Below are 12,273 nucleotides of genomic sequence, written 5' to 3'. Positions count from 1 at the left end.
TTCGATTGAGCAGCACCAGCCCCGGATCGGGTCCGGGGCGACGAGGATGGTGCTGCGTTCTAGTTGAGGGTGTCGAACAGGTCGTTCCAGTCGGGATTAGCCTTCTCGATCAGCGCGAACTTCCATTCGCGGCGCCAGCGTTTGAGGCGTTTCTCGTGCGCGATGGCGGCGTCAATGGGGTTACTGAACTCTGCCCAGACCAGGCGGGTGAGGCCGCGGCGTGCGCAATAGTCGGAGCCGCTGCCGTCGTAATGCTGGCTGACGCGGGAAGCCAGATCGGCGGTCACACCGACATAGAGTGCGCCGCGATAGCGGTTGGCCATGATGTAGACCCAGCCTCCATGCGTTTCGCGGTCCATTGGCGCAGGTGAGGTGACTGGGGGTTGCGGGTCAAGGGTGGAAGGTTTGGAAGTGGCGATTTCGCGTCTTACGTCACCCCGGCCCCCGAACCGGGGCGGCGCTGCTTTCTGTAAGGGCAGCCGGTTTCGAACCCTCGCGAGTAATAGCACCGGCCCCGGATCAAGTCCGGGGCGACGGCGGGAGGGGTTTCCTACAGTGCTTTCCTCGTGCCTTAACCTTGCGGATGAAGCACTACCCACCGCGCTCCCACCGCCCGCGCACGCCCTCCATCTCCATCCCGCCGTTCCACGCCGTCCCGCTGCGCCATCGCACCGACGGGTGGACGCCCGTGCGGCAGGCGGAGTTCATCGGGCACCTTGCCACGACGCGTTCGGTCGCGGCGGCTGCGCGCGGCGTTTCGATGGCGCGCGAGACCGCCTATCGCCTGCGCGCGCGGCGCGGGGCGCAAGGGTTTGCAGCGGCGTGGGACGTCGCGCTGGGGTCGGTGCGTTCGGAGGCGGGGCGGGCGCGGCTCGATGCGGCGCTGGAGGCCGCACGCGCGGCGAAGCAGGCCGATCGGAAAGTCACGATCCCCGAGCTCGAATGGCGTGTCGCGAGCGGGCTATGGCAGGTCATGCTGCGCGGCGGGCGCTATGTCGGCGTGGTCCGCAAGCCCGACGAAACCGCGCTTCTGGCGCTGTTGTCGCGCACGCGCGCGGCCGCGGGACGGGCATGATGCGCGGCGAAGGTCACACTTTCCCGAAATGCGGTTCGCGGTCCATGTCCGGCGCGCGGTTTGATCTCGATCAAGGCGGGACGTCGCCCGGCTGCTATACTCGCAGGATCACGCGGGGATTCGGCCCCCTGGCCGTTCCCGCCACATGGGAGACGAGCAATGAAGACGATCCTGTTCAACGCTGCCGACGACGATGGCTTCCCGGGGCGGCTCGACGCCGCGCTCGATCTTGCGCGGCACTTCGATGCGCATCTCACGCTGTTGCACGCCATGCCCTATGAAGCCGCCGCCACGGTCGACTTCCACGGTGCCGCCTTCGCCGCGCTGGTGCCGGTCTGGCGCGAGGAAGCCGCCAAGCTGCGCGAACGCACGCTGGCGGATCTCGGCAATGAGGGGGTGTCGTGGAACTGGGTGGAATCGGCGGGGCCGGTGGCGCTGGCGCTGCTGCGCGAATCCTCGCTCAACGATCTCGTCGTGGTCAGCGCGCGCGATGCCAGCGCGGCCGAGGGAACGCCCTCTTTCACTGCGGGCGAGCTGGCGCTGACCGCATCGAGCCCGGTGCTGGTGCTGCCCGAGAGCTGCTCGCGCTTTGACCCCGCCGCCTCCGCACTGGTGGCATGGGACGGTTCGGCCGAGGCCTCGCACGCGCTGCGCGCCGCAGTGCCCTTCCTGAAGAGCGCGACAGCGGTCTACCTCGCCACCGTCAAAGAAGACGAGCGGCGCGCGAAGGCGCACGACCTGCCTCCGGTCAACGGCGCCGACTACCTCTCGCGACACGGCATCTCCTGCGAGATGGTGGAGCTCGAATGCAGCGATGGCGATGTCGCCAAGACGCTGTGCGACGCCGCCGAAGTGCGCAAGGCGGGGCTGCTGGTAATGGGCGCCTATGGCCGCACCCGGCTGACCGAGCGCATCTTCGGCGGGGCAACGCGGCGCATGCTGTGCGACGTCACGATCCCGCTGCTGATGACGCATTGATCGCCGGCGGTGCAGCCGGGTCTGCAGCGGTCGGGCAGGATCAGTCGGTGCGCTTGCCCTTGGGCTGACCCTTGAACTTCGGCTTGCCCTTGAACCGGGGCTTGCCGCCCGCAGGCTTGCCACTGCCGCCACCGCCGGGCTTGTCCTTGCGGAAAGCCGGCTTGCCACCGGGCTTGCCGCCCGGCTTTCCTGCGGGCTTGCGGCCGGGACCGCGACCCATCGGGCGCGGTTCGACGCGCCCGCCGCCTCCGTGGTTGCGGCGGTTCTCGCGCGCCTCGATGCGCGGGCCGTCGGGGGCTTCCTCGATCGCGATCGCGTCCTGCTCGTCTTCGGGCGAGGCGGTGCGCGCGATGGTGTCGGCGAACTTGGCGGCGACCGGGCGCGGGACCTGGAACCAGCTCTCGTGCTGCCCGATACGGATCGCGCCGATCTCGTTGCGCGTGATGTGCCCGCGGCGGCAGATCAGCGGCAGCAGCCAGCGCGGCTCGGCGTTCTGGCGGCGGCCGATCGACATGCGGAACCAGACCACGTCCTCGAAGCCGGGGCGATGGCGTTCGGCCTTGGCCTGTTCGCGCGCTTCGGGCGTGTTGGCGATCAGCTCCTCGGGGGCGGGCATCTCGGCGCGCTGCGTCTGCACCAGCGTTGCGGCGATGTCTTCGGGCCTCATCCGCGCCATGAGATCGGCGGCGAGTTCGCGGTCGTATTCCTCGAACTCGCGCGGTTCGGTGAGCCGTTCAATCAGGCGCGTGCGGTCCTTCGCGCGGATCGCCTCGGGGGTGGGGGCATCGATCCACTGCGCCTCGATCTGTGCGCCGCGCAGCATGCCCTCGACACGGCGGCGGCGATTGTAGGGCACGACCAGCGCGGCGGTGCCCTTCTTGCCCGCGCGGCCGGTGCGGCCCGAGCGGTGCTGGAGAGTCTCCGCATCGCGCGGGATCTCGACGTGGATGACGAGGCTCAGCGTTGGCAGGTCGATGCCGCGCGCGGCGACGTCAGTGGCGACGCAGACGCGCGCCCGGCGATCGCGCAGCGCCTGCAGCGCGGTGTTGCGCTCGCTCTGCGAATGCTCGCCCGACAGCGCGACGACGCCGAAGCCACGGTTCTGCAACGTGGCGTGCAACCGGCGTACGCTTTCGCGGGTGGCGCAGAAGCAGATCGCGGTCTCGGCTTCATGGAAGCGCAGCAGGTTCACCACCGCGTTCTCGATCTCCGAGGGGCTTACGGTGATCGCCTGGTAGGCAATGTCGCCATGGCCGCGGGTCTCGCCGACGAGGCTGAGGCGCAGCGCGTCGCGCTGGTAGCGTTCGGCAAGACGCGCGATCGGGCGCGGCATGGTCGCGGAGAACAACAGCGTGCGGCGCGTCTCGGGAGTCGCGTCGAGGATCTCCTCGAGGTCCTCGCGAAAGCCCATGTCGAGCATCTCGTCGGCTTCGTCGAGGACGACACCGGCGAGTTCGGACAGATCGAGCGCGCCGCGTTCGAGGTGGTCACGCAGGCGTCCGGGCGTCCCGACGACGATCGCCGGCCCGGCGCGCAGCGCGCGGCGTTCCTTGCTCGCATCCATCCCGCCGACGCAGGTGGCGATGCGCAGTCCCGCACCGGCATAGAGCCAGCCAAGCTCGCGGCTGACCTGCAGCGCCAGTTCGCGCGTCGGGGCGATGACCAGCACCAGCGGGCGTTCGGATAGCGGCGTGCCGCCGACCGCATCGAGCAGTTCGGGCGCCAGCGCGAGACCGAAGGCGACGGTCTTGCCGCTGCCGGTCTGGGCGGAAACGATCAGGTCGCGACCTGCCGCTTCGGGTTCGGTAACGGCCTGCTGGACCGGGGTAAGCGCGTCGTAGCCACGAGCGCCAAGGGCCTCGCCGATAACCGGCGGGAGGTGGGAAAAGGGCATGATTGTCTTTCGGTTGCGCATATGCGCGGGTGGGGGGACCCGGCTGGTCGCGGCGGGTCGCACCCGCAGTCGCGGCTTCCCCTACACGCTTTCGTCGCGTTTGGCGCGCATTTTCTTGATCTACGCAGTAAACCGCGGAATACCGCTCTTCATGTCCCGTTTGTGACAATGCAATGTCACCGGTGACATCAATGAAATCAAACTGACACCCTGCGGCAATCACGTAGTCAAAAACAGTCCCTAGGCGCCCTTCCAACACTTCGGAGGGCACTATGAAACTCAAGAATGCTTTATTCGCCAGCGCCGCGCTGGCCGCGCTCGCGCTTCCTGCGGCGGCGCAGGCAGGCGCCGTAGAAGGCACCGTTTCCGATGCGAGCGACACGATCGCACTGCGCAGCGCGCAAGTCCGGATCGTCGAACTCGATCGCGTCGTTGCCACCGAGCGCGACGGCTCGTTCCTCCTGGCCGATGTTCCGACCGGCGAATATACGCTCGAAATCAGCTATGTCGGCGCCGAAACCGTCTCCCGCACGGTCAGCGTTCCTGCGACCGGCACGGTCCGCGCCGATATTGCAATGTCCGGCTTCGGCGACAACGAGATCCTCGTCATCGGTCAGGCGGCCAATCTGTCGAGCGCGCTGTCGCGCAAGAAGGAAGCCGACGGCGTTTCCGACGTGCTCACCCGCGACGCGATCGGCCAGTTCCCCGACCAGAACGTGGCCGAAAGCCTGCGTCGCCTGCCCGGCAGCAACGTGCTGAACGACCAGGGGGAGGGACGCTTCGTATCGGTTCGCGGGCTAGCGCCCGACCTGGTGTCGTCCTCGCTCAACGGCGTGCGCCTGCCGTCGCCCGAATCCGATGTGCGGTCGGTCGCGCTCGACGTGATCTCGTCGGACATCATCGAATCGATCGAAGTGAAGAAGACGCTCACCCCCGACATGGATGCCGACACGATCGGCGCCTCGGTCGAGATCGAGACCACCAGCGCCTTCGACCGCAAGACGCGCCTGCTGACAGTCAAGCTGGAGGGCAGCTACAACGACTATGCCGACGAAGTCAGCCCCAAGGGCAGCTTCGATTTCTCCACGCGGCTGGGAGACAATGTCGGCGTTTCGGGCGGGCTGAGCTATTACAAGCGCACCTTCGAAACCGACAATATCGAGGCCGACGACTGGGTCGAGGCGGGCGGCACGATCTTCCCCGCCACCGTGGAATATCGCGACTACGACGTCGAGCGCGAACGCATAAGCGGCACGCTCGGCTTCGATTTTCGCGCCGGCGACAGCACCGAACTTTACGTGCGCGGTGTCTACAGCCAGTTCGACGATCAGGAATACCGCCGCAGGCTCACTTTCGACCTCGGCGATTTCGAAGACGACGGTCCGAGCACGGTTAGCGGCAACCAGATCACCTTCGACGATGGTGACCAGGAATTCACGGTCGAACGCGACGTGAAGGACCGCTTCGAAAGCCAGAAAATCCGCTCGATCGTGGCTGGCGGCGAAAGCGATTGGGGTACCTGGTTCGCCAATTACTCGCTCAGCTGGGCCAAATCGAGCGAGCGCGAGGACGGCAGTCTCGACCCGATCGCGTTCGAACGCGACTTCGACGGTGACGGGCTCAACATCGGCTTCGACTATTCGGACCCGCGTATCCCGCTGTTCTCGGTCAATTCGGGGGCAGCACTGTTCAACGATGCGGGCGAATACGAACTCAACGACATCGAACTCGTCTCGCTGTCGGACGCACAGGACGAGGAATGGGCCGTGCAGTTCGATCTCGGCCGCCGGTTCGCCGCCGACAATGGCGAATTCACCGCACAGGTCGGGTTCAAGGGCCGCTGGCGCGACAAGAGCTTCAACAAGAACGTCGCGTTCTACGAGAACGATGCGATGACGCTCAACGACGCGATCGGTCTTGGCCAGACCTACCGCCTCGCAGACCTCGGTCCGATTGCGGGCTATACTGCGGGATCGGATTTCTTCCGCGCGAACTTCGGCGATTTCGAGCTGGTCGAGGTCGACAGCGACTTCGACAGCGCGGTGGAGGATTTCGCGGTCGATGAAGACATCATGGCGGGGTACTTCCTCGGTCGCTGGGACAGTTCGGATCTGCGACTGGTCTATGGCCTGCGCTACGAGCACACGGACAACACGCTGGCAGGCAACAATGTGTTGCTGGTCGAGGAAGACGGAACGCTACCCGACGGTTCGATCGCCGGTGACGATACGGTCATCGTGACCCCTGTCGCCATCGACAAGAGCTACGATCACTGGTTGCCGAGCTTCAACCTGCGGTACGAGGCGCAGACCGATCTCGTGCTGCGCGCTGGGTTCTATCGCTCGATCGTGCGTCCTACGCCATTCCAGCAGGCGCCGCACTTCGCGGTCGAGGAAGCCGATGATGGCGAACGCTCGGGCGAGTTCGGCAACCCCGCACTGCGTCCCACCGAAGCGTGGAACTTCGATGCGGCGGTCGAATATTACATGAGCTCGACCGGCGCGCTGCATGCTTCGGTGTTCTACAAGAGCCTCGACAATTTCATCGTCGATGTGAACACCGATGTGGCGGGCACTTTCCGCGGTATTCCCTTCGATGAAGCAACCATCGCGCAGAATGGCGACGAGGCCGACATCTTCGGCATCGAGCTTGGTTTCGCGCAGGCCTTTACCGGCATGCTCGATGGCTTCGTGGTGCAGGCGAACTACACCTTCACCGATGCGGAAGGCACGGTGACCACGCTGGCCAGCGAGGGGCCACGCGATATCGCATTGCCCGCCACCGCCAAGCACACGGCCAATTTCTCGGTCGGATACGACAAGGGTCCGTTCGATATTCGCTTGTCGGGCACCTATCGCGACAAATATCTGGATGAGTTGTCGGATACGGCCGATCTCGATCGCTATGTCGACGATCACTTCCAGCTCGACCTGTCCGCGAAGTACCGCGTGAACGACACGGTGCAGGTGTTCTACGAATGGGTGAACATCAACAATGCGAAGTATTTCGCCTACAACCGGCTCGGCGGGTCGCGTAACCTCTACCAGTACGAGGAATACAACTGGACGATGAAGGCCGGCGTGAGGGTGAACTTCTGATGCAACGCACTGTAAAACTGCTCGCCTTTGCCAGCCTCGGCGTCCTTGCCGCCTGCACGACCGTACCCGCGCCGGGCGATCCGGCGGTCCCGGTCTTCGCGGTCGCGGAAACCGAGCCGGTGGTCACCGCCAACGAGGATGCTGCCGACGATCCGGCGATCTGGCGCAATGCCGCATCGCCCGCCGACAGCCTGATCGTCGCGACCGACAAGAAGGCCGGGCTCTACGTCTACGGGCTCGACGGAAAGGTGAAGAGCTTCAGCGCTCATCCCGCGCTCAACAATGTCGATCTGGTCGATATGGGCGAACAGGGCGTGGTGGTTTTCGCCAGCGACCGCAGCGATCTGGCGCAGGCACGCATCGCCCTGTTTCGGCTCGACACCGTGAAAGGGACGCTTGTCGAACTGGGCAGTGTAGCTTCCGGTCCTGGCGAAGCCTACGGTATCTGCGGGACGCGACGCGGTGACAGCCTGATCGTCTATACCGCGCCAAAGAGCGGACGGATCGGCGAATGGGAAATCGCGCTGGGCGGGACGCCGACCGCGCGCGAATTGCGCACCATGCAGGTGCCCTCGCAGCCCGAGGGCTGTGCGGTCGATCATCGCGACGGCACGCTGTATATCGGCGAGGAAGCGGCCGGCATCTGGCGGTTCCGCAAGGGCACCACTTCGGGCGAAATCGTCGCCCCGGTAGATGGTCGCAAGCTGGTGGCCGATCTCGAGGGGCTGGCTCTGGTGCCTGCAGGAGAAACCGGCGGTTGGCTTTATGCATCGAGCCAGGGCGACAACACCTACATGCGGTATGCACTGCCCGAGGTGACACCCGCGGGCCGGTTCCGGATTGCAGCGGACATCTATGGCAGCACCGAGGAAACCGACGGCATCGAAGTGATGGCGGGCGACTTCGGTCCGGCTTTTCCCGGCGGCCTCTTCATCGCGCAGGACGGCATGAACGAGGGCCAGGCACAGAACTTCAAGCTCGTGCCGCTCGGGACAATCGAAAGGGCGCTCGGCGACTAGTTCCCGAACGGCGCGCGGGACCGGTTACTCGGCAGGTACGAGAACCGGTCCGGCAGTACTTGTACCGCATTTGCGCTTACGCAGCAGCGCGACGCCGACGGTCAGCGCGAGAACGCCCCAGAACAGCGCGACGAAGGGCGCGGTATTGCCGATTGCGAGCCGCGCGATGAAAGTCGCGACCAACGCAACGGGAACGCCGTAGACCATGCCCCACCAGGCGGCAGCCAGACGCGGCGCAGGGCGGCCCTGACGCGCGCGCTTGTTCAGCCAGATGAACGTCCCGGTCGCGATCACCACGGTCAGTGCAAGGCCGAACACGATATAGGCGATCTTGACCGGCAGCCCGCCGTAATTGCCAAAATGCAGATTGTAGATGGATGCGGCCAGCTGCTGGCCGACCGTACCGTCGGCCATGCCTGCGGTTCCGTGAAACTCGCCTTGCGGCCCGAAGGCGTAATATTCGCCGAAGATAAGCCGGCGCTCGTGTTCGCCGACGATCTGGACGTGCTGGCCCGCGGTGCGCGGATCATGCAGGATCACGTAATAAGGCGTCACATCGGGGTATTCGCGCGCCATGTAGGTCAGCGCGGGCACCGCATCCGCTACCGGTGCAGGGGTCAAATCGGCTTCGGCTTCCGCGCCGAAGATCGGTGCGATCGCAGCTTCGCTGTCACCACCGTAGGCGCTGGCCGCCATACTGCCCCCGCTGACGTAGAACAGGCCGATCATTGCGCCGGTCAACGCGATTGCGAGCGCGAAGGGCAAGCTCCAGACCGCGAGGCGGTTGTGCCAGTCGACCGTGGCGACATCGTCGCGGCGCCGTGCGCGAAGACGGAACGCATCACGGAAGATGCGCGGATGAGCGACGATGCCGGAAATAGAAAGCGCGACGATCATCGCGCCGAAGGCTCCGACCAGCGTCATGCCGTACACGGCGGGCAGGTTGAGCCGGTAATGCAGCGCGAGCAGGAATTCGGCCCAGGCGTTTTCCTCAGGCACGACGATCGCTCCATCGGCGTCGACATGGAAGGCCTGCGTGTCGGTGGTGATGGTGGTCCGCGGCAATGCCTCGGTCGGCATGTGCACGTAGAGATGGGTGGTGGTGTCGCGGTCGCTCTCGGCCGCAAGCACGTTCTCGATGCCCTGCTGTACCGCCGCGGGTGCGATGCTGGTCATCTCGGGGGCGTCGGGCTGCTCGAACCGCTGCCATTCTTCGTAGAGGACGACGGCGGTGCCGGTGGCGCAGATCAGATAGAGCAGCGCGCAGCACACGAGGCCGATCGCCGAGTGCGCGTCCAGCCCCTTGCGCACGGTATCCTTGGCAAAGGCGAAACTCATGCTTGTCCTCCCACCAGCACGACCGACAACAGCGTAGCGATTGCAACAGCACCGGTCACAAGAAACTGGGTTGTGCGGCGTTCGAACATCAACAGGGCAAACGCCAGGATCGGCCACACCAGCGGCACCAGGCCGAGCACGGCGACATTGCCGTCCGCTTCGCTCGCCCCGGTGGCGATCAGGGCAATCCGTGCGGCCAGTGCGAACAGCGTACTCACGGCCAGTGCGATCGGGCCGGCGAGCAGGAAGGTGACGATCCCGCGCGACAAGCCTGCTTTCGGATCATTGCCGCTGCCATCGACTTCGCGAGACTGTTTGGCGGGGCGCTTCCAGCGGGGCTGCTCGAACACTGCCTTGGCCAGCAGGAGCATGGCCGCACCGGTTGCGACCAACGCCGTCACGGCCATGCCCCAAGCCCCCGCCTCGATGCCGCCGACGATTGCTGCGGCAAGCAGAGCCAGCCAAGCGCAAAGGTTGAGCGGTGTCGAACGCACGGGCCGTGCCCAGGATGCGCGCAGCAGCAGTATGCCCGCCACCGCAAGCGCTGCCGCCAGCCACATCAGCCCCCCGCCGGCCATCAGAAGTTGAAGGCCAGCGAGCCGTTGATCGAACGGCGTTCACCCGGGAAACAATCGCCGCGAACGAGACAGACCGAGAAATAGTCCTCGTCGGTCACATTGCGTGCGGTGACGCGCAGCTCGAATGCGCCGAAATCGTATCCAGCGGAAAGGTCACCCACGGTACGCGCATCCACGCGATAGGTCAGCAGGCTGTTATCGAGCGCGGAAATGCCGCTGCTTTCATTGCCGCCAACATAGCGAATGCCGCCGCCGAAACTGAAGCCGTCGAGCGCGTCCGCGAATTCATACATGGCGAAAAGCGAAGCCTGCCAGTCGGAAATCGAGGTAAGCGGCAGGCCGTTGGGGTCTTCCGCATCGAGATAGCTGACATTGCCGTCGAGCCGCAGGCCGCCCAGCAGGGCATTCGCTTCGAACTCGACCCCGCGGACCTTCGACACGCCTTCCTGCTGGCTGGCGCCGCCCACCAGCGAGTTGGGGTTGGGCAGGTTGGAAATCTCGATATCGAATGCGGCCAGCGTCACCAGCGCGCGCACGCCCACCGGCTGCCATTTCACGCCGACTTCGTACTGCCGGCCTTCCTGCGGCTTGAGCTGCTGGTTGGTGATGGTGTCGACACCGATCACCGGCTGGAAGCTTTCGGCATAGCTCGCATAGGGCGAGATGCCCGCTGGGCCGCGATAGAGCAGGCCGAAGCTGACGCTGGCGGCGTCGTCCTTCTGTGTCGCGCCATTCTCCACCGCGTTGGTCACATCGTCGAAACGAACGCCTGCGGTGGCGACGAAGTCGCCCACGCTCATCGTGTCCGACAGGTAATAGCCGGTCGCATCGACGTAATTACGCGGGCCGTTGCCCTTGAACTGGCGTACCTGCTCGACGGTCGGCGCGTTCTGGTATTGCGGGTCGAAGGCGTTGAGGACGCCCGCGGCGTAGAGATAGGCGGTGTCGCTGTCGGTGAAGACGTCCTGATACTGGATTCCGGCAAGCAGTTCGTGCTCGATCGGACCAGTTGCAAAATCGGCGCGGACGCGCACGTCGAAGGCCATCTGTTCGCTGCGGTTCTCGGCAAGGTAGAAGGTCCATCCGCCATTGCCTGCAGCATCGATCCGCGGCACGCCGTTGCCGGTGAAGGCAACCCACGCCTGGCGGTAGTCGGCATCGGAACGCATGTAGCGGCCGATGCCTTCGAGCGAGACGTTCTTGGCCAGTTCCTGCTCAAAGATGAGCGAGAGCGCGAAGCTCTGCGTGTCATAGGTATTGAAGCCCGGCGCGCCGTGATAGACGTAGGGATCGATTTCCTGCCCGCTGGCTGATGGGAACAGCGTGCCGGTTACCGGAAGGAACTGGTGTGCAGTATCCGATTCCTGGTCCGAATAATTGGCAAGGATCGTGATCTCGGTGCCCGGCGCAGGACGCGCGGTGAACGACGGCGCGATGACGAATTTGTTGTCCTTCACCTCTTCGATCTGCGAATCCGCGTCGCGGTAGAGACCGACGAAACGGAACTGTGCCTCGTCCTCCGCACCGGGAATGGCGATATTGATATCGGTCGCGATCTGCTTGCGGTCGAAACTGCCGTAATCGAGGCGGATCTCGCCTTCGCTGGTGCCGTGGGGTCGCTTGGTCACGACGTTGAGAATGCCGCCCGGCGCGCCCGACCCGTAGAGCACGGAGGCCGGACCCTTGAGAACTTCGACCTGCTCGAGCGTGTAGAGATCCTGTCTCGTGTTGTTGTAGAAACCGAACAGATACTGGAGGTTGTCGCGGTATTCGGGCGCGTCGAGACCGCGTACCTGAACGAAATCGCCGCGCGTCGAGAAACCGAAGGGCTCTGCGGTGACGCCCGCCGTATAGGTCAGCGTGTCGTCGAGCGATTGCGCGCCTTTCATGACGAAATCTTCCTGCGTCTCGATCGAGATCGACCGGGCGACTTCGACAATGGGCGTATCGGATTTGACAGCGCCGAATTCGCTCAGCGCACCGGTGACGACGATCAGGTCTTCATCGGTCTGCTGCTGTACTTCGTCGGCGGTCTGCGTGTCCTGGGCCAGCGCAGGCGCCGAAACAGCGAGCGCGAGCGTGGCGGTGGTGGTGGCCAGAATAGCCCTCATTGACGAATCCCTCATGTCGGTCATTTGATGTTGCGGGCGCTAGTAATGAGAGTCACTCGCATTATCAAGGCAGGTGATGGGCGAGGCGCGCCTTTTTCGGATATGCATTCGTCACTGTGGCAAATCTGCCTTCCGCGCATTGATCAGCGAAGTCGGGGGGGAAGGGCCTGCGCCTTCGGAGA

9 protein-coding genes are annotated in these 12,273 nt (G+C 65.0%); 4 read left to right on the top strand and 5 right to left on the bottom strand.

Annotation, left to right across the window (positions count from 1 at the left end):
- Window positions 1-59: 59 nt before the first annotated feature.
- Entirely contained in the window at window positions 60-359 is a 300-nt protein-coding gene (locus tag FHS69_RS05325) for a GIY-YIG nuclease family protein (protein ID WP_166776808.1), read from the bottom strand.
- 224 nt (window positions 360-583) lie between these two features.
- Here FHS69_RS05325 and FHS69_RS05320 point away from each other — a divergent pair, with 224 nt between their 5' ends.
- Window positions 584-1,075 (top strand): hypothetical protein, encoded by a 492-nt coding sequence (locus FHS69_RS05320; RefSeq protein ID WP_166776807.1) that lies wholly within the window; start codon window positions 584-586, stop codon window positions 1,073-1,075.
- A gap of 159 nt (window positions 1,076-1,234) precedes the next feature.
- Entirely contained in the window at window positions 1,235-2,053 is an 819-nt protein-coding gene (locus FHS69_RS05315; protein ID WP_166776806.1) for a universal stress protein, read from the top strand.
- Between the two features lie 40 nt (window positions 2,054-2,093).
- Here the strand turns inward: FHS69_RS05315 and FHS69_RS05310 are convergent, their stop codons facing one another.
- A complete protein-coding gene (locus FHS69_RS05310; RefSeq protein ID WP_166776805.1) occupies window positions 2,094-3,947 on the bottom strand; it encodes a DEAD/DEAH box helicase in 1,854 nt (617 codons plus the stop codon).
- A 272-nt stretch (window positions 3,948-4,219) separates the two neighbouring features.
- Here FHS69_RS05310 and FHS69_RS05305 point away from each other — a divergent pair, with 272 nt between their 5' ends.
- Both FHS69_RS05305 and FHS69_RS05300 read left to right on the top strand, forming a co-directional pair.
- Window positions 4,220-7,045 carry a TonB-dependent receptor gene (locus FHS69_RS05305; RefSeq protein WP_166776804.1) on the top strand — a complete coding sequence of 942 codons (2,826 nt, stop codon included), beginning with the start codon at window positions 4,220-4,222 and terminating at the stop codon, window positions 7,043-7,045.
- Window positions 7,045-8,064: a phytase gene (locus FHS69_RS05300; protein WP_166776803.1), complete on the top strand. Its 1,020-nt coding sequence runs from the start codon at window positions 7,045-7,047 to the stop codon at window positions 8,062-8,064. Before FHS69_RS05305 ends, FHS69_RS05300 begins: the two co-directional genes overlap by 1 nt.
- 24 nt (window positions 8,065-8,088) lie before the next feature.
- Here the strand turns inward: FHS69_RS05300 and FHS69_RS05295 are convergent, their stop codons facing one another.
- The 3 genes from FHS69_RS05295 to FHS69_RS05285 are packed head-to-tail and all read right to left on the bottom strand — an operon-like array spanning window position 8,089 to window position 12,091.
- On the bottom strand, window positions 8,089-9,402 hold the full coding sequence (locus FHS69_RS05295; protein WP_166776802.1) for a PepSY-associated TM helix domain-containing protein: 1,314 nt from the start codon (window positions 9,400-9,402) through the stop codon (window positions 8,089-8,091).
- Complete coding sequence (locus FHS69_RS05290) at window positions 9,399-9,980, bottom strand: hypothetical protein (protein ID WP_166776801.1); 582 nt, start codon at window positions 9,978-9,980, stop codon at window positions 9,399-9,401. The genes FHS69_RS05295 and FHS69_RS05290 overlap by 4 nt, the downstream gene beginning before the upstream one ends.
- A complete protein-coding gene (locus FHS69_RS05285; RefSeq protein ID WP_166776800.1) occupies window positions 9,980-12,091 on the bottom strand; it encodes a TonB-dependent siderophore receptor in 2,112 nt (703 codons plus the stop codon). Before FHS69_RS05285 ends, FHS69_RS05290 begins: the two co-directional genes overlap by 1 nt.
- Window positions 12,092-12,273: the final 182 nt, after the last annotated feature.

Origin of the sequence: Qipengyuania flava (genome assembly GCF_011762005.1) — a bacterium.
Taxonomy (GTDB): Bacteria; Pseudomonadota; Alphaproteobacteria; order Sphingomonadales; family Sphingomonadaceae; genus Qipengyuania; species Qipengyuania flava.
The sequence above is the reverse complement of the archived record's forward strand: the minus strand, read 5'-3'. Positions and strand labels throughout refer to the sequence as shown.